This window comes from Bradyrhizobium sp. Mp19 (assembly GCF_029952935.1).
In the GTDB taxonomy this organism is placed as follows: Bacteria; Pseudomonadota; Alphaproteobacteria; order Rhizobiales; family Xanthobacteraceae; genus Bradyrhizobium; species Bradyrhizobium elkanii.
The window spans coordinates 108,265-125,830 of sequence record NZ_JASAUT010000001.1 but is presented as its reverse complement, the minus strand read 5'-3'; the positions used below and the strand labels follow the sequence as shown (position 1 = coordinate 125,830).

General features: G+C 61.1%; 13 protein-coding genes. 5 read left to right on the top strand and 8 right to left on the bottom strand.

The genetic code is table 11. From position 1 onward, the window contains the following. The first annotated feature begins 67 nt into the window (after positions 1 to 67). Positions 68 to 1,375, top strand: coding sequence for a UDP-glucose/GDP-mannose dehydrogenase family protein (locus QJT82_RS00575; protein WP_028345284.1), 1,308 nt, complete (start codon positions 68 to 70; stop codon positions 1,373 to 1,375). A gap of 237 nt (positions 1,376 to 1,612) precedes the next feature. Here the strand turns inward: QJT82_RS00575 and rfbD are convergent, their stop codons facing one another. After that, positions 1,613 to 2,524: a dTDP-4-dehydrorhamnose reductase gene (rfbD, locus tag QJT82_RS00570; protein ID WP_028345285.1), complete on the bottom strand. Its 912-nt coding sequence runs from the start codon at positions 2,522 to 2,524 to the stop codon at positions 1,613 to 1,615. After that, complete coding sequence (gene rfbC / locus QJT82_RS00565) at positions 2,524 to 3,078, bottom strand: dTDP-4-dehydrorhamnose 3,5-epimerase (RefSeq protein ID WP_016841672.1); 555 nt, start codon at positions 3,076 to 3,078, stop codon at positions 2,524 to 2,526. Before rfbC ends, rfbD begins: the two co-directional genes overlap by 1 nt. Before the next feature lie 109 nt (positions 3,079 to 3,187). Here rfbC and rfbA point away from each other — a divergent pair, with 109 nt between their 5' ends. From rfbA to QJT82_RS00550, 3 genes are all read left to right on the top strand, one after another. Next, positions 3,188 to 4,099, top strand: coding sequence for a glucose-1-phosphate thymidylyltransferase RfbA (gene rfbA / locus QJT82_RS00560; protein WP_028345286.1), 912 nt, complete (start codon positions 3,188 to 3,190; stop codon positions 4,097 to 4,099). Continuing rightward, positions 4,089 to 5,156, top strand: coding sequence for a dTDP-glucose 4,6-dehydratase (rfbB, locus tag QJT82_RS00555; protein WP_028345287.1), 1,068 nt, complete (start codon positions 4,089 to 4,091; stop codon positions 5,154 to 5,156). The genes rfbA and rfbB overlap by 11 nt, the downstream gene beginning before the upstream one ends. A gap of 272 nt (positions 5,157 to 5,428) precedes the next feature. Next, a complete protein-coding gene (locus QJT82_RS00550; RefSeq protein ID WP_051448221.1) occupies positions 5,429 to 5,977 on the top strand; it encodes a hypothetical protein in 549 nt (182 codons plus the stop codon). A 102-nt stretch (positions 5,978 to 6,079) separates the two neighbouring features. Here the strand turns inward: QJT82_RS00550 and QJT82_RS00545 are convergent, their stop codons facing one another. Further along, positions 6,080 to 7,048 carry a hypothetical protein gene (locus QJT82_RS00545; protein ID WP_028345289.1) on the bottom strand — a complete coding sequence of 323 codons (969 nt, stop codon included), beginning with the start codon at positions 7,046 to 7,048 and terminating at the stop codon, positions 6,080 to 6,082. A 169-nt stretch (positions 7,049 to 7,217) separates the two neighbouring features. Here QJT82_RS00545 and QJT82_RS00540 point away from each other — a divergent pair, with 169 nt between their 5' ends. Beyond that, complete coding sequence (locus tag QJT82_RS00540) at positions 7,218 to 8,378, top strand: hypothetical protein (RefSeq protein WP_264641914.1); 1,161 nt, start codon at positions 7,218 to 7,220, stop codon at positions 8,376 to 8,378. 93 nt (positions 8,379 to 8,471) lie between these two features. Here QJT82_RS00540 and QJT82_RS00535 read toward each other — a convergent pair whose 3' ends face one another. The 5 genes from QJT82_RS00535 to QJT82_RS00515 all read right to left on the bottom strand — a co-directional run bounded on the left by QJT82_RS00535 (position 8,472) and on the right by QJT82_RS00515 (position 17,547). Beyond that, on the bottom strand, positions 8,472 to 9,395 hold the full coding sequence (locus QJT82_RS00535) for a glycosyltransferase family 2 protein (protein WP_028345291.1): 924 nt from the start codon (positions 9,393 to 9,395) through the stop codon (positions 8,472 to 8,474). Positions 9,396 to 9,407: 12 nt separating this feature from the next. After that, on the bottom strand, positions 9,408 to 11,618 hold the full coding sequence (locus QJT82_RS00530) for a glycoside hydrolase family 99-like domain-containing protein (RefSeq protein WP_028345292.1): 2,211 nt from the start codon (positions 11,616 to 11,618) through the stop codon (positions 9,408 to 9,410). Between the two features lie 322 nt (positions 11,619 to 11,940). Continuing rightward, a complete protein-coding gene (locus tag QJT82_RS00525; protein ID WP_245288964.1) occupies positions 11,941 to 13,977 on the bottom strand; it encodes a tetratricopeptide repeat protein in 2,037 nt (678 codons plus the stop codon). Continuing rightward, positions 13,974 to 15,320: an HlyD family type I secretion periplasmic adaptor subunit gene (locus QJT82_RS00520; protein ID WP_028345294.1), complete on the bottom strand. Its 1,347-nt coding sequence runs from the start codon at positions 15,318 to 15,320 to the stop codon at positions 13,974 to 13,976. The genes QJT82_RS00525 and QJT82_RS00520 overlap by 4 nt, the downstream gene beginning before the upstream one ends. Beyond that, complete coding sequence (locus QJT82_RS00515) at positions 15,310 to 17,547, bottom strand: peptidase domain-containing ABC transporter (RefSeq protein WP_028345295.1); 2,238 nt, start codon at positions 17,545 to 17,547, stop codon at positions 15,310 to 15,312. The genes QJT82_RS00520 and QJT82_RS00515 overlap by 11 nt, the downstream gene beginning before the upstream one ends. Between the last annotated feature and the right edge of the window lie 19 nt (positions 17,548 to 17,566).

Sequence of the window (17,566 nt, the reverse complement as noted above, 5' to 3'; positions counted from 1 at the left end):
TGGCGTTATCGGCGCCATTTGTGCTAGTGCTAACTCCTCCTCTCCACACTGATCGACGAGCGGATTCATGAAGATTGCAATGGTTGGAACGGGATATGTAGGTCTCGTGTCCGGAGCGTGTTTTGCCGATTTCGGCCATCAGGTCGTTTGCGTCGACAAGGACGCCGGCAAGATCGAAGCCCTGAAGCGCGGCAAGATCCCGATCTACGAAACTGACCTCGATAAGCTCGTCGAGACCAACGCCGCGGCCGGACGGCTGACCTTCACGACGGAGCTCGCGGGCGCCGTCGCGGACGCCGATGCCGTGTTCATCGCGGTTGGAACGCCCTCGCGGCGCGGCGACGGCCATGCGGACCTGAGCTACGTCTATGCTGCCGCCAAGGAGATCGGCGCGGCGCTCAAGAAGTTCACCGTGGTGGTGACCAAGTCGACCGTGCCCGTGGGCACCGGCGACGAGGTTGAACGCCTGATCCGCGAAACCAATCCCGACGCCGATTTCGCCGTTGCGTCGAACCCCGAATTTCTGCGCGAAGGCGCCGCAATCCAGGATTTTCGCCATCCCGACCGGATCGTCGTCGGCACCGAGGATGATCGGGCCAAGAGGGTGATGGGCGAAGTCTATCGTCCGCTCTATCTCAACCAGGCGCCGATCCTCTATACCGCGCGACGCACGGCTGAATTGATCAAATACGCCGCAAATGCCTTCCTTGCCACTAAGATCACCTTCATCAACGAGATCGCCGATCTTTCCGAGAAGGTCGGGGCGAACGTGCAGGAGGTCGCGCGCGGCATCGGGCTCGACAACCGGATTGGAACCAAGTTCCTGCATGCCGGCGCCGGCTATGGCGGCTCCTGCTTTCCGAAGGACACCCGTGCGCTGTTCAAGACCGCGCTCGACCACGACGTCCAGCTGAAAATCGTCGAAGCCACGCTGACCGCGAACGACAACCGCAAGCGCGCGATGGCGCGCAAGGTCGCCAACGTGCTCGGCGGAGAGCTGCGCGGCAAGACCATCGGCGTGCTCGGCCTGACCTTCAAGCCCGATACGGACGACATGCGCGAGGCCCCCTCGATCCCGCTGATCAACGGCCTGATCGACTTCGGCGCCAAGGTTCGCGCCTACGATCCCATCGGCATGGAGCAGGCGCGCAAGGAATTGCCGGAAATCGAGTACTGCAAGGATGCCTATGAATGCGCGCGCCAGGCGGATGCGCTGGTGATCGTGACCGAGTGGCGCCAGTTCCGCGCGCTCGATCTCAAGCGCATCAAGCAGGAGATGAAGCATCCGGTCGTCGTCGACCTGCGCAACATCTACCGTCCGGACGAGATGGCCACGCACGGCTTCACCTACGACAGCATCGGTCGGCCGCGCTGAGCGCTCCCACCTGGCGACGATAGCCGCCGGTCGGTTCAATCCTGGAGCCTTGGTTCTGATCAAATCAGAACCAAGGCTCTCTTCTTGTCTGACACGATTTTTTCACGCGCACCGGCATCCACTTCCGAAGCCGCCCTAGAGCTTTTCCCGTTCCGATGGAATCGGAACGGGGCTCTAGATTCTTGTTTTGACGCGTTTTCTTCACGCGAACCGGCATTCACTTCGCTCGAAAACGCTCTAGGCGTGGGCGGGCGCGCCGAGCTGGACAAATGCATCCAGTTCGCGCGCCAGCGCTTCCTGCCACGTCGGCATCGCCACGCCGAACTGCGCCTGCAGCCGCGACAAGTCCAGCCGCGAATTGCCCGGACGCACCGCCTTGGTCGGAAAATCGGCCGCTGCGATCGGAGCGATATTCTCGACCGCCAGCGTGACGCCGCGAGACCTCAGCCCGCCGACAATGGCGGTTGCGAAGCCGTGCCAGCTGGTTTCGCCGGCGCAAACGAGATTGACGACACCACCCCTGCGCACGAGCTGATCGTGCAACGTGGTGAGGTTCGGCAGGACGATGCCGGCGACCGCACTGGCGATCGCTGATGCCGTGGTCGGCGCACCGATCTGATCGGCCACGATCCGCAGCTCCTTACGCTCGCCGGCGAGCCGCGCGATGGTGCGCAGGAAATTCGTGCCCTTTGCGGCATAAACCCACGAGGTGCGCGCGATCAGATGCGCCCCGCCCGCCGCCTGGATCGCGGCATCGCCGGCAAGCTTGCTGGCGCCGTAGACCGACAGCGGTTCGGTCGGGCTGTCCTCGCGCCACGGCCTGTCGCCCGAACCATTGAAGACGTAGTCCGTGGAGAAATGCACCAGCGGCACGCGGTTCGCCGCGGCCCATTTGGCGATTACTTCAGGTCCCTTGGCGTTGACCAGGAACGCCAGCTCACGCTCGTCCTCGGCGCGATCGACGGCGGTATAGGCCGCCGGATTGATGATGAGATCGGGCTTCAGACTCTCAAGCTGGCTCGTCAACATCTCCGGCTTCGACAGATCGAACTCCACGGTGGGCGGCGCGATGATCGTGCCGTGGCTTTCCAGCAGAGGCTTGAGCGCACTGCCAACCTGGCCGCGTGTTCCCGTCAACAAGATCCGCATCAGATTTGTCCATAGGTCGGAAGATTGCTGGCGTCGGCCAGGAGCGGCGCGTCCGCATCCTTGGCCGACAGCTGTGGCTTGTCGACGCCCCATTTGATCCCGATCGCGGGATCATTCCACCGGATCGAGAGCTCGTCCTTGGGGCTGTAGAAATCATCGCATTTGTAGAAGAAGTCGGCGGTCTCCGAGAGCACCACGAAGCCGTGGGCGAAGCCGCGCGGCACCCATAATTGCCGGCGGTTGTCCTCGCTCAATTCGACCGCGACATGCTTGCCGAAATTCGGACTGCCGACGCGCACGTCGACGGCAACGTCCAGCACCTTGCCGCGCAGCACGGTCACGAGCTTGCCCTGGGTGAGCGGGTTTTGCAGATGCAGCCCGCGCAGCACGCCATAGGCCGAGCGGGACATGTTGTCCTGCACGAAGGGACGCGTGATGCCGTGCTCGACATAACGCGGAGACTGGTAGGTCTCGAGGAAGAAGCCGCGCTGGTCGCCGAACAGCTTCGGCTCGACGATCAGGACTTCAGGAAGCTCGGTCTTGATGACGTTCATCTAACATTTGTTCCAGTTTGACGCGCTTGAAATGTTAATTTCCCTCTCATAACAAACTTGTGCAGCGCACGCTATATGTTATGTTCTGATAGTCAAATTGTGAGGGACCATGAAAGGCATTATCCTTGCCGGTGGCACCGGCTCGCGCCTCTATCCGGTGACGACAGTCGTCTCCAAGCAACTGCTGCCCGTCTTCGACAAGCCGATGATCTACTATCCGCTGTCGACGCTGATGCTGGGCGGAATCCGCGATATCCTGATCATTTCCACGCCGCAGGACAAGCCGCTGTTCCAGCGCTTGCTCGGCGACGGCAGCGAGATGGGTGTCCGGTTCGCCTATGCCACGCAGGAGACTCCGCGGGGTCTTGCCGACGCCTTCATCGTCGGACGCGACTTCATCGGCGATGACTCTGTTGCCCTTGTGTTAGGGGATAACATTTTCTACGGCCACGGCCTGCCGAGCATGCTGTCCGCCGCCTCGATCCGCAAGAAAGGCGCCACCGTGTTCGGCTACGTCGTGAACGCGCCGGAGCAGTACGGCGTGATCGAGCTGGACGGCACCGGCCGGGCACTCTCGATCGAGGAGAAGCCGAAGCGGCCGAAGTCTAACGTCGCGGTCACCGGCCTCTACTTCTACGACAATGATGTGGTCGACATCGCGGCCGGCATCAGGCCATCGCCGCGCGGCGAGATCGAGATCACCGACGTCAACAAGGCCTATCTCGAGCGCGGCGACCTCTATGTCGAGGTGCTCGGCCGCGGCTTTGCCTGGCTCGACACCGGCACCCATTCCTCGCTGGTCGAAGCCAGTCACTTCGTCCAGATCCTGGAGCAGCGCCAGGGCCTGCGCATCGCCTGCCCCGAGGAGATCGCGCTGCGCCAGGGCTACATCTCGCTCGAAGCCTTCGCGAGGGTGGCACAGAAGACCGCCAAGAGCAGCTACGGCGAGTACCTGCTGTCGGTCTACCGCTCATTCCACGGCGAGCCGCGCGCGGCGGAGGTATTCAAACATGCGGTTTAAGGGATCGACGATTTTCGTCACCGGCGGCGCCGGCTTCATCGGCTCCGCCGTGGTCCGTCACCTGCTGCGCGACACCCACGCCCGCGTCGTCAACATCGACAAGCTGACCTACGCGGCAAACCTGGCCTCCCTGCCCCGTGCCGCCGAAAGCCTGAACTACACCTTCGAGAAGGCCTGCATCTGCGAGGCACAGAACCTGCGCCGGCTGTTCGAGAAATATCAGCCCGATGCGGTGATGAACCTTGCCGCGGAAAGCCATGTCGACCGCTCGATCGACGGCCCCGGCGAATTCATCCAGACCAACATCGTCGGCACCTTCACGATCCTGCAGGAGACGCTGCGTCACTGGCGTTCGCTCTCGCCCGAGAAGCGCGACCGGTTCCGCTTCCTGCATATCTCGACCGACGAGGTGTTCGGTTCGCTCGGCGACGAAGGGCTGTTCACCGAGACCACGGCGTATGCGCCGAACTCGCCCTATTCGGCCAGCAAGGCATCGTCCGATCATTTGGTGCGGGCCTGGCGCGAGACCTACGAGCTGCCGACCCTGGTGACCAACTGCTCCAACAATTACGGCCCCTATCACTTCCCGGAAAAGCTGATCCCGCACATGATCATCAAGGGGCTCGCCGGCGAGCCGCTGCCGGTCTATGGCGACGGCAAGAACATCCGCGACTGGCTGTTCGTCGAGGATCACGCCAAGGCGCTGACGCTGGTGCTGGAGCGCGGCGAGGTCGGCGAGACCTACAATGTCGGCGGCCGCAACGAGCGCACCAACCTGCACGTGGTCGAGAGCATCTGCGACCTGCTCGACGAGGTCGTGCCGGCCGCAGCAGGCCCGCGCCGCCAGCTGATCAATTTCGTCGCCGACCGGCCCGGCCACGACCGCCGCTACGCCATCGACGCCACCAAGCTCGAAACCGAGCTCGGCTGGCGCGCCGAAGAGAATTTCGAGACCGGCATCGCCAAGACCGTGCGCTGGTATGTCGACGAGCAACCCTGGTGGCGTTCCATCCTGGAGGGCGGCTACAAGGTGGAGCGTGTCGGCCTGAACCAATAGTCGCCGATCACCGAGGATCATCAGCAACGGTGGCAGCGCCGAACATCGTGGGACTTGCGGAATACCCCTCGGCCGGAAGATGTCCGGCCGATCGGGTGCAAGGACGCAGGCCTTGGCGACCGTGCCTCGGCGGGGACGACCTGGCGTTGATGAACTGCGGCGCGGCCTGAATATGCAAAGACGTGCCGGCATCGGACACGTCCAACGCCCCCGCTGAGGAGAAACTGTCCCAGGGGCTGCGAACAACGAGGAGACGTCAATTGCTACCAAGAATGTCGCGGGAAGAAGCGGAACTGTTCTTGTCGTTTGTGAGAAATAGCCGCGATTACGTCGAATTCGGCACAGGCGGAAGTACGGTCATCGCCTCAAAGCACGTCACGAACTCGATATTGTCGATCGATTCCTCACAGGACTGGCTGGATCAGGTGGATCGTGCTTGCGCCGCAGCGCGTACGAAGCCTCATTTGACGTTCATCGACATCGGACGGACTGGCGATTGGGGTTTCCCGGTCGACCCATCAACAAAGCCGCGTTGGCCGGACTATCACTCGACCATCTGGGAAACGCCGCGAAGCGCCAATGCTGATCTGTATCTCGTCGACGGTCGTTTCAGGGTCGCATGCTTCGCCCAGATCGTCCTGCATTGCGGCCCAACTGCAATCATCGGCATGCACGACTTCAGCTCTCGCCCCGCCTATCACTGCGTCAGAGAGATCGCTCGCGAAATCGCGACGGCCGGCGATATGTCGTTCTTCATGCCGCTTGCGAAAAGAGAGGCTGCCGAAGCCATCCTTCAGTCGTTCAGCGGAGAGCCGTCCTGACCGGCGAGCTCTCCCGATAGACGTCAAAGGCGACGTTGCACCATGGCTTGCCGCCTGGGCGTTAAAGGCGGCAATGCCCCGGCGAAGCGGGCAGATCCAACCTCAAGAAGGCAGTGTTTGCGCGCATAGCGCGTCAAAGGATGCGGCGAACTCGGCAAAGACGCGCTCCTCGGTGGGCGACGCAAATTCAACTTTGCCCGACTGATCAATTCGCATCGACCCGGTTCCCAACGGAGCCGTCTCGGGACCGCGATCTTCTCGAAGAGAGAGCATCCGCTTGATCTCGGTCACGTACAGCTTCTCGTTCTCTGTCGCCCGCGATAAATCCCGCTCCAATACTTTCTCAAGGGAGTCCCCGCGCTGCATGAATCCGCGGGCAATCAGCTTGTTTAGATTGGCGCGGATCCTCTGCGCGGGCGACAAGGTCGCCATGTGCAGCAGGAAAAATCCGAACAACGGCGCGGGGGCCTTCTTTCCCTTGGCGATCTGGCAGTTGTGATTCACCTCTCCCGAGAAAGGCGCGGCAGCCGATCGGATCAACGGCTTACCCCAGGTGAGGCCATTCCGGAGCGTGCCCAAATCGGTGCCGCACAACATTCTGTCGCGATAGGAAGGCGCGTTGTACAGCCAAGTCGACGGGATAAACGCACCACCGTCCTTGTCGCTCAGGTGACGCAATATTGAAGCGTCGCTCGTGAAGCGCTCGCCATCATAGAACGCCAGAAACTCGTCCGTATCCAGGAAGCAATGGAAATCGGAAGAAGCCGACAGGCTGGTGTAAAGCTCCTCGAAGTTTTTGGGATTGTGCAGATTGTTGTGAAATCCGCCGAAACTCGCGATCAGCAAGTCCGGCCCCAGCTCTTCGTAAACCGACAAGACCTTGCTGTCGGAAGATCCGTTGTCAAAAATGATCAGGTTCGCATCGCCGACGATTTTCCTGTGATGGTCCACCCAATCCGCAAGGAAAAACGGATCATCCTTGGTCTTGAGAACGATCTTGAGCGCTCCACGGCTGCTCCGGATGCGATCGCAAATCGCAGTAGATTCATTTTCCCATGCAACCAGCTGCATCAAACACGGTCCCTGTGCGTTGCAATCAACATCGACTGGTTTTAGCCAATCTAAGCTCATCGCGCAGAAAAAGTTTGGCCAATCATTAGCCGCACTGTCAGTGGATCATTAGGGCGTTTTTGAAGAGAATCAACAGGATGTTTGGGAAAACAACGGCGAGCGCTCGAAGATGCTGACACGACGATTGTTTCTGGCCCTGGGCTCAGCTGGAGCCCTTAGCTACACGGTTACGCGCACCCTCGCCGCCCAGCAAGTGGCTACGCGCACCGACCGGCCTCTGGTGGGCGCGCTACGGTGGGACGCCTGGTATGCGCCCGGATCAACGCCAACGAAGGCGGTTGAAACATCGCTCTCTCCGCAGCAGTACCATTGGCGGGTTCCATTCTTTGCGAAGGAGACCACTGGAAAGAGCCGCAGTGAGATTGCCTTTCCGGAGATTACGCAACAGACGATCGACAAGGAAATCAAGCAGGCCGTTTTCGCAGGCATCGACTACTGGGCGTTTGTCGCCTACGGCTCCGCCGATCCGATGTCGAGGGCTCTGAAAATCTTCAGGGAAAGCCCGATCAAGAATGAGATTTCGTACTGCATCTTTACCGAGTTCCCTCGATGGGGCTCCCACGACAAGGTCAGCCCGCTGATTGACGAACACGTCAAACTCATGGGCGACAGCAACTACCTGAAAGTAGCGGGCGGAAGACCGCTGTATTTTCTCGGCTTCATACATATTGCCGACGTTGAAAAACGATGGGGTGGGTTCGAGAACCTTCGAGCCCAGATCGAGCAATTCAGAGCGCGTGTAAAAGCCGCAGGACACGGAGATCCGTACCTGGTGCTCACCGGTGACAAGAAACTGCTCAATGAACAGGGCGCTTTCCTGACTGCCGACGCGGTCAGTTCCTATGCCGGAGTATACGGGAGTGTCCGCGGTTCCTACGCAGACCTCACGCGCGGCGCGGAGCGAGACTGGAATGAACTGGCCAAGAGCCGGCTTCCCGTCATCCCCACCGTGATGACCGGTTGGGATCGCCGTCCACGCATCGAACGCCCAGTGCCTTGGGAAGCCAAGCAGCGCCCCGGCGTCGGAATGGAAAACTCCTTCATTGCGCCGACCGGGGCAGAGCTGTCGGATCACCTACATCGCTCGATCGAATGGAGGGCTGCTCAGCCGGGTGAGATGAAGTCTCCTGCGATCCTGATTTATGCCTGGAACGAAAACGACGAAGGCGGATGGCTTGTCCCCACCTTGCCCTGCAAGACCGAGCGCCTGGAGGCCTTGCGCAAGGTCCTGAAAGACCCGCAATCCAAGCAAAGGCCAAACCTTTGCTAGCTCTGACGCCCTGAGGCTGGCGCCCGCGCGCTTCTTCAGCTCCGACCTGGCGTCAGCCGTGACTTGGCGCGTGATGGCGTCAGCCGCGTTGTGCTAACGCCATTCAGCCGGGACGGTCCATTGGTTCAGCTCCACGGTCCTGTGCTCGGCAAGATAAGGTGCGTAAAGCTGCCGCATCCAGAAGCGGAAGTTCGGGTAGTTCCTGATCAGCTTGTAGAACGCCTCCCCCATGTTGAGCGGACTGAGACAGGTCCCGTTCGGTGGCTTGGACGTCATCGCGCGCAGCGAATAGCTGTGCATGCAAGCCCGCGTTTCGCTTTCGGCCACCGAACTTAGTCCACGGAAGCTGTTGGTCGCATGCAATCGATACATGTATTGATCGGATTCCACGTATTTTGGTTCGACGATCGTGATCGCGCGCAGCGCGAATTCCCAATCGTGACAATATTTGAGGTCCGCGAACCACCCGGCCTGCCGCAATAGTTCGGCGCTCAACACAAAATTTCCCGTCGAGGCGGCGATCTGCGACTCCAGAAAGGACCACGACAGCGGGCGATCGGCGCTTACCGCCTGGCTCGTTGCGTATCTGAGACGCGCCGGAAACTGAAAGCTCTTGATGGATTTCCCGTTCTCGTCGATTGGTTCAATCGCGGAGAAGCCGAAGAACAGCTTTTCAGCGCCATGGCGGCCGACAAATGTCTCGACCCGCTCTTTCGAAAACGCGTCGTCCGAGTTGAGCAGGAAGAGCATGTCGCCCTTTGCAAGCGACAGCGCGCGATTCCAGGTAAAGTGAGCTCCCATGTTGGTGGGATTCTTGAGCAGTTTGCATGATGCAAAACGCTTTGCGAACGACTTCCGCTTCAGAAGCCTTTCGGCCAGTTGGAAGCTGTTGTCCGGCGAATTGTCGTCGACAATGATCAGCTCAAGTTTGGGATAGGTCTGGTCGAAGACCGTCTCGAGACAATGCTCGAGATAGGCCTCGTGCTTGTAACAAGCAATCACCACGCTGGCTAACATAGGACTCTCAACTCAATGCCGAACGACCAGGGAATGGCTTGATCCAACCAGCAGGTTTTCTCCTTCGCCAACCTCAAGCATCGAAAGCCTGTACTCTCCGTCCGGCAGTCCCTTGAGCATGAAGCTGACCTCGAAGCCGAAGCAGCACTCCCGCGCGGTCGCCTTCATATACTCCGTGACATCCATTCGCTCGTGCCAATCGATGACGAGGCAGTACCCGCTCTTGCCGGCGTTCGTCTCTCCTTCCGGAGACAACACCAGAAATGAGATGCGGTTTCTCAAGGGCTCGAAGCCATCCTTGGCAAACACCCACCCTCGGACCAGCACTCTGTAGCGCGGGTCCACCACCACGCGCTCCTCCGTTTGCGAATTGATATTCTCGATCACGAACATCGAGCCATCCGGACTTGCGACGGCTCCCTCAATTTCGACCGGCAGGCCTTCGCGAATGCTCTGGAATCCGGTGAGCGCGACTTCATTGCGCTGCAAATTGGCGAGGACTTCGACATGAACTGCAGCACTCTTGATCGTCTGCTCGAGCTCCGATCTGCTCAAGCAGTCCAGCAGGGCGGAGTTCGAGCGCAGTTCTGCCGAGATCGACTCGCCGGCAGACACACGTCTGACGACATCGAGATAGGCACGGCCGAAACGCGAGTCCGGCTCCAGGTGGGCTCCCTCGGCCCATTCGTTCCACGAATTGATGAAGACGATCGGCTGTTCGAAAGAACTCCGGCGAGCCCGCTCGGTCGCCTCACGAAGCCAGACTTCGAACGCCTCGGGGCTTGATCTGACGAACACGTGTCCACGCGAGCCCTTGCGCGGCGTGTTGTCCCAGCGCGGCATCACGGTTGGAAAGAACGGAAACTCATAGACCTTGCCAAGCGTCGAGCGCATGGCTTCAAGATAGTCGTAGAGCTTGCCGGAGAACTCCGTCGGCGTCTCGACCTCTGCTCGGCTCAGCTCCCGCGCATTGACGGTATGGGGCGGGAATTCCACGGCGGCATCGCAATGGAATTCACGCGGATCAAACTCGCCGAAAGTCATCGCATTGCAAATCAGCAGCTCGCCGATGCCGAGTTGCCTTGCACGCACACGCCAGGTCTGGAACAGGCGTTCCTTGTCCGGGATCAGCGAGGGACGGTAGACGAGAAGGATCTTGCGACCGTCAACGGTGATGTAGCGATCATCCAGGAGGATATCGGCCATATCGTCAATGAAGCGGACATCATCCTCGAGGGAGTGGTTCTGGCCGAGCAGGAGCTCGGTATCAGAACCATCCCATCGCCGTGACCAGTTTTCGTTCGCCCAGCAGATGCAGAACGGGATGTTCGGCTCTCCGTCCTCCAGCAAAAGCCTCAGCGGCCGCTCCAGCAATCTTCGCCCCTGAAACCAGTAGGCGTAATAGCAAAAGCCGTGAACGCCGTAACGGCGAGCCAGGTCTGCCTGTTGCTGACGCGTCTCGACCAATCTCATGTCATAGAAGCCGAGATCCGCGGGCAGCCACGGAGACTGGTGCGTTGGAAACTGCGGACGCATCTGGGAGACGTTGGTCCATTCGGTGAAGCCAGGACCCCACCAACGGTCGTTCTCCGCGAACGAATGGAATTGCGGCAGGTAGAAGCAGACGTAGCGCACCTCCTTCACGGAGGCGGCACCTGCCATGGCGGCAACCAGTTTCTTGTCGTTGTTCGGAAACAGCAGATCGTCGTAATCGTCAGTCGAGAAGCCGAGCGCGACGACCACCTCGTTCGACTCGAGTTTCTCGAACAGCGGTATTTCGTAGTATTCGCCGTCGTTCAGGCTGATGCGCAGATAGATCTGCACAGGCTTGCGTTCCAGCAGCGTATTCTTCAGGGCGCGAGCCAAACGACGGCGCACGCCCGGCGTGGATAGGTTGATGCGAAATCCGGGACGCCCGATCACAGTGTGCGGACCGACGCTGGCCGGCACGGACCGGCCCGTCCGTCCCTCTTCGACACAGTGGGAAGCAACAAAAAGCGATATCGCAATGGTCGAAGCAGGCGACTGCGCATCCACAATCCAGCCAGAGATCACTCGCCCGGAGTGCTCGAGGATCGCACCACGCAGCCTCGGTCCCGACTGGAAATCGCCGACATCGGGATCCAGGAATACGCTCTGCGATTGATCGTCCTGCTGAACCGGACTGGCAACGGGCAACATATCCTTCGTATCCCTGACGCTCCGTTCCACCATCTTGTTCATCGCTTCTCAATCTCCTACCAACGTCTAACGTTGGTTCCAGTTTCTTTCTCAGCCGTGCGGAAGATCGATATCCCGAGATCGCGTTGCCGTTCGAACCTGCCCCGGATCGTGACCTGATGCTTATCAGTCAACTTCACACAACCACAATGAGTATTTGTTGGCGATGGCCACATTAACGCAATCTCTCTGTCGTCGATATGAAAGCCATCGTTAGTTCTGCCCAGATTGTCGCGCGAAGCTGCCTGCTTCAGTGCCTTCGCGCTTAAAAACAAAGCCGCGGCTCAGCGTCAGCGTCCGCGTGCGAAGCCCGCCTCCAACAATCTCAGCCAACGCTCTCGCCCATTGCCTGCAGACGACGTCGGGCGCCTTCGTTGTTCTGCTGTGCCGCTTGTCGATACCAGTGCAACGCCTGATCGCGGTCCTGCGCGACGCCGTCGCCAGCGCGCAGCGCATCGCCAATCGCGAGTTGGGCTTCGACCATGCCCTGCTTCGCCGCGGCCTCGAACCATTCGGCCGCCTTCGCCGGATCGGCATCGCGCCCCTGTCCCCGGCCGAGCATCACGGCAAGGTTGTATTGCGCCGTCGTGTGGCCCTGGCGCGCCGCCGCCTCGTACCACGTGACGCCCTTGGCGAGGTCCTGCTCGACGCCCTGCCCGGTGCAATACATCACCGCAAGCTTGAACTGCGCCGCGGCATTGCCGCCGTCCGCTGCCTTGACGATCCAGCCGGCTGCGGCCTGCGGATCCTTGAGGCCGCTCTTGGGATCGGAATACAGCAGCGCCAAAGTGTGCTGGGCTTCGACGTGGCCGGCGCTTGCCGCACGCTTGAACCATTGGGCTGCGGCCGGAACATCGACGGCGCCGCCGGATCTGCCCATGTGAAGCCCGCCCAGCTGAAATGCCGCAGCCGGATGGCCGGCCTCGGCAGCGTCGGTCAGCAGCGCACGTGCTTGCGCAAGACGCTCCGCGGACGGCTCATCCTGGATAAGAAACATCGCATAGGCCGTCTTCGCATCGGCATCGCCGCCGTTGGCCGCCTTGCTGAGCCACTCCGCGGCGCGCGCTTGATCGCGCGGCACGCCGTTGCCCGCCGAGTAGAGCCGACCGAGCTGCACGCCGGCGGCGCTGATGCCTCCCTCGGATGCGCGCTCGAACCACTTGATCGCAGTCGCGACATCGCGCGCCACGCCCCTGCCGTTGAGATAGAACACCGCAATGTTGTGGGCCGCGGTGGCGTGGCCGCCCTCCGCTGCACGCTCGAACCATTTCGCAGCCTGGCGGATGCTGGGCGGAACGCCGGTGCCGGTGGCATAGAAGCGTCCGGTCAGGAACTGCGCCTGCGTATCGCCGCGCTCGGCCGCCTTCTCGTACCAATACGCCGCCTCGCGCAGATCCGGCTCGGCGGCAGTCCCGAGCGCATAGAATTCGGCGAGCGCCTGGATCGCCGGCAGATAGTCCTTCCGCGCCGCCTTGCGCAATGCGGTCTCGGCCCTGTCGAGATCCTTGACAGCACCCTTGCCGCTCAATCGCAACAGCGCAATGTTGTAGAGCGCGATCGTATCGTCATGCGCAGCGGCGCTCTGGAACAGCCGTGCGGCCTCTTCGACATTTTCGGGAAGCCCGGTGCCCTTGAGGCACATGAAAGCCAGCGCAACCTGTGCACGAACATGTCCCTGCTCGGCGGCCTTGTGATACCAGATTGCGGCCTGCGCGAAATCGACGGGAACGCCGCGGCCCTGATAATACACGTCGCCGAGTGCGAATTCCCCGGACGCCGCCTTCTGCTCGGCCGCGGCCTGATACCAGCGCAGCGCAGCAGCGTGATCCCGCTCGCAACCTTGCCCGTTGGCGTACATGTTGCCAAGAATCGATTGCGCCTCCGCCTTGCCGGCTTCCGCCGCCACCGACATCCAGAGGAATGCGGCATCGACGTCCTTGGCCACGCCTATCCCGTTCGGGAAGACCAGATCGTGGAGGTTAATCGCCTTGTCGCCGAGACGGGCCGCAGTGGATTGCCGCCACATCTCGGGCCTGTTCGGTCCGAGCGTCGCCTTGACCCCGTTGAGGTAGATCAGGCCAAGCTGGAATTGCGCATCCAGATGTCCTTTCAGCGCGGCGCGTTCATACCACACGACCGCGTCCGGAATGCTGCCGATGACGCCCTCGTTCCGCGCATAGAGCAGCCCGATCCGGTAATCCGCCTCGGGATTGCCCGCCCGCGAGGCAAGCCGCCAAAAGCGCAGGGCTTCAAGGTATCGCCCGTTCTCGTAAGCCTCCAGTCCCCGTTCAAACTGCTTTGAGTCTGAACGGGAGGAGTCGGGCCGAAACAACTCGAGCAGGGATCTTGTCGACTCCATCATGGCTCGCGCATCGCTTCCGTCATGCCACGCAGCATGTCACTGAGTAGATACATCGCCACCGAACGGGTGCCGACATTGACGTCGCCCTGCAGCGTCATGCCCGGGATGAGGCGGAAATTGTTCGGAACATTGGTGAAGTTGCTCTGGTCGACCGAGCATCGCGCCTTGTAGTAGGCATCGACGGGCTTTCCGTCGTCGTCAGTGGTGAAGGCGCCTTCGCTGATCCAGCGTATCTTGCCCGCCGCCGTGCCGTGCTCCGCCGCGTTGAAGGCATCGACCTTCAGCGTGCAGGGGTCATTCGGCCGGATAAAGCCGACGTCGCGGGACAGCACCTGGATCTCCGCCTCCAGCCGCGTCTTGAGCGGCATCAGCGTGATGAAGGGATCGCCCGGCTTCAGCACGGATCCGACCGAGAGCTTGGCAAGGGTGAGGACGACCGACGGCTCGGCAGCCGTCCATCGGACCAGGTCCTGGTGCTTGATGGCCTTGTCGTAGGCTGCCCGGGCCGTATCCAAATTGTTGCGCGTCGTGACCAGATCCTGGCTCAGCTGCGCGTTCCACTGCTCGATGAAGGCCTTGCGATCGGCCCTCAGCGAGTCGAGCTGGTGTTGCGCTTCCAGCAGAGTGTTGTGCGTGTTGTCGATCTGACGCAGCAACTCCAGCCGCGTATCCTGCGACAGATACAGGTTCAGCTTGGACCCGCTGCCGCTTTCGGCAAGGGTCGAGCGCATGTCCTCGATCTTGCCGGCGATCTCGGCGCGTTGACCATACCGCTCGTCGTCCTTCTTCGCCTTCAGGATCGTCGCTTCGGTCTGGCTGATCTTGGAATCGTAACTCGTCACCTGCGCGCTGTACTGGGCGACGCGCTGGTCGTAGAGCGCCTTCTGCAAGGCGTTGTACCTGGCGGCATCCGGATCCTTGGCGTTGCCATACGACAGCGGCTTTCCGGACAATTCGGCCTCGTCACGCGCAACCTGCGCATCGAGGCTCGCGATCTGCAGCTTGTACTGGGTGACATCGGCCGCGGTGAAGGTCGAGTCGAGGGTCGCAAGCAATTGTCCCGTGTCGACCTGCTCGCCTTCCCGAACATCGATCGTCTTGATGATCGACGGGTCAAGGGCCTGCAGCACGTTGATCTGATCGACCGGAACGATCTTGCCGCGGACGCTGGTGATCACCCGATCGAGGCGCGTCAGGCACATGATCGCCACGATGGATACCAGCAGCGCCGACAGCACGAACAGCGTCGCACGGGCCAACATCGGCTCGGGCGCCTCGCGGATGGCGTCGGTTTCGGACTGGAACTGGCGAACGGTCGCGAGCGAAGCTTGATTAGGAGACAAGGGTCGGACTCCTGAAGTTAGGCTTGTCGTTGCGGCCCGCCGGAACGAGATGCGTGTTCTGCTGGTACCAGAGCGAGCTGTAGATGTCGTTGCGCTCCAGAAGTTCCTCGTGGCGCCCGATATCGTTGACCACGCCGCGATTGAGCACGAGGATCGCGTCGGCCTTCGTCAGCGACGACAGCCGATGCGAGATGATGATCAGCGTGCGGCCATGCGCGATCCGCGAAATGTTCGCATTCACGATCGTCTCACTCTCCGCATCGAGCGCGCTGGTCGCCTCGTCCAAGATCAGGATGGGCGGATTGACGATCAGCGCACGCGCGATCGCGAGGCGCTGACGCTGTCCGCCGGAGAGGTTGGTGGAGCCCTCGTAGACATAGGTCTCGTAACCCCGCGGCAGCTTGTCGATGAATTCCTCGGCGCCGGCCAATCGCGCCGCCCTGACGACGTCGTCGAAGGTCGCGTCCGGCTTTGCCGCGGCAATATTCTCGCGGATCGTGCCGCTGAACAGGAAGTTCTCCTGCAGCACGACGCCGACGTTGCGCCGCAGATGGTCGACATCGTATTCGCGAACATCGATACCGTCGACCTTGATCAACCCGCCATAGTCGGAGTGCAGGCGCTGCAACAGCCGCGTGATCGTGGTCTTGCCGGAGCCGCTCTTGCCCATCACGCCGAGCGTCGTGCCGAGCGGAATCTCGAATGAGATATTGTTCAGCGCCGGCGACACCGCGCCCTTGTACTTGAACGTGACGCCGGAGAACTCGATCAGGCCCTTCAGCGGAACCCGCACGCCATGGCCAGAGCGTCCCTCCTCCGGCAGCTGATTCACTAGATTGCCGACGATGGTGACCGCGGTGCGCGCCTCGTCATACTGGTTGATGAGTTGGGCCATCTTCATCAGCGGGCCGGCAACACGCTGCGACAGCATCAGAAAGGCAAACAGCGCCCCGACATAGACCGGATCGCCGCTCGATACGGCGAGGTAGACGCCGAGTGCATAGGGAGCGCTGACCGCCAACCGTTCCAGCGGACGGACCAGCGTCTGGATCATGTTTCCGGTCATGCCTTCGGCAAGACGCGCCTTGGCGGCGCGCGCAACGAGCACATCCCACATGTGCCGCTGGCGCGTGTCGAGCGCCAGCGATTTGATGGTCCTCATGCCGTTCAGGCTCTGGATCAGAAACGCCCCCTGCGCGCCTTCGGCGGCAAGAACCGCCGAGGAACTCCTCCGGTACACGGGCAGCATCAGGATGAGCCAGACCACGATCATCGCGGCAAAGCCCAGGACCATCAGCGTCATGATCGGGCTGAAGAAGAACATGACGGGCAGGAAGAAGATCAGCGTCGTCGAATCGAGAACCGTCCCGAACAACTGCCCGGTCAGGAAGCCGCGAATCCGGAACACTTCGCGGATGTCGCGGGAAATCAGGCCGACGGGATTCTGCTCGAAATAATCGATCGGCAGATTGAGCACCTTTTCGAACACGTAGGTCGACAATTTGACGTCGAGGCGTGCCGTCAGGCTCTGAACGAGGTATTGCCGAAGGAACGAGAACGCCGTCTCGAACAGGATGATCACCAGCATCGCAACGCACAGCACGTAGAACGTATTGTACGCCTTGTAGAAAATGACCTTGTCCGAGAGCAGCCTCCAGAACATGATCGGTGCCAGCCCCATGAAGCCCAGGACCAGCGCCGCGATCGCGACGTCGCGCATGATGCGCCGTTCGCGGAACACCAGGGCAACGACAAAACCGAAGCTAAACGGCTGCGTCTCGTCCGAAATCTCATAGTCGCGCTTGGCCATGACGACGTCGCCCGACCAGATGTCCTCAAAGCGCGGTTGATCGATGACGAGCAGCGCGTCCTCGCCCGCATTCGGATCCTGCAGGACCACCCGGGAGCTGTTTTCATCGCCTTCGAGGCGCAGCAGCACCATGTGGCTGCCGTCGCGCAGGCGAACGATGGCCGGCAGCGCCCTCTTGAGATGGCTCAGGCCCTTCCAGTCCAGCGTGACGGCCTTTGCCGTCATGCCCGAGGAATTCGCGCACTTCAAAAGCTCGGCCAGCGTGACTTCCTGGTCGCCCAGGAGGTTGTCGTGGATCAGCTGGGACGGGGTCAGATGCAAACCATGCTGTCTTGCCACGATGACGAGACAAGCGAGACCCGAAGGTGGCAGTGCCTCCACCGAAGGTGCGCCGACGAGCGAGAGGTGTTTGGTCATGGATGCCTCGAAGTTTCGA

Coding starts and splice junctions, on each gene's coding strand:
- rfbC (WP_016841672.1), bottom strand. CDS start 3,078: ATGAACGTCATCAAGACCGAGCTTCCTGAAGTCCTGATCGTCGAGCCG.
- rfbD (WP_028345285.1), bottom strand. CDS start 2,524: ATGCGGATCTTGTTGACGGGAACACGCGGCCAGGTTGGCAGTGCGCTC.
- QJT82_RS00545 (WP_028345289.1), bottom strand. CDS start 7,048: ATGCAGCTGGTTGCATGGGAAAATGAATCTACTGCGATTTGCGATCGC.
- QJT82_RS00540 (WP_264641914.1), top strand. CDS start 7,218: ATGCTGACACGACGATTGTTTCTGGCCCTGGGCTCAGCTGGAGCCCTT.
- QJT82_RS00530 (WP_028345292.1), bottom strand. CDS start 11,618: ATGAACAAGATGGTGGAACGGAGCGTCAGGGATACGAAGGATATGTTG.
- rfbA (WP_028345286.1), top strand. CDS start 3,188: ATGAAAGGCATTATCCTTGCCGGTGGCACCGGCTCGCGCCTCTATCCG.
- QJT82_RS00575 (WP_028345284.1), top strand. CDS start 68: ATGAAGATTGCAATGGTTGGAACGGGATATGTAGGTCTCGTGTCCGGA.
- QJT82_RS00550 (WP_051448221.1), top strand. CDS start 5,429: ATGTCGCGGGAAGAAGCGGAACTGTTCTTGTCGTTTGTGAGAAATAGC.
- QJT82_RS00515 (WP_028345295.1), bottom strand. CDS start 17,547: ATGACCAAACACCTCTCGCTCGTCGGCGCACCTTCGGTGGAGGCACTG.
- QJT82_RS00535 (WP_028345291.1), bottom strand. CDS start 9,395: ATGTTAGCCAGCGTGGTGATTGCTTGTTACAAGCACGAGGCCTATCTC.
- rfbB (WP_028345287.1), top strand. CDS start 4,089: ATGCGGTTTAAGGGATCGACGATTTTCGTCACCGGCGGCGCCGGCTTC.
- QJT82_RS00525 (WP_245288964.1), bottom strand. CDS start 13,977: ATGATGGAGTCGACAAGATCCCTGCTCGAGTTGTTTCGGCCCGACTCC.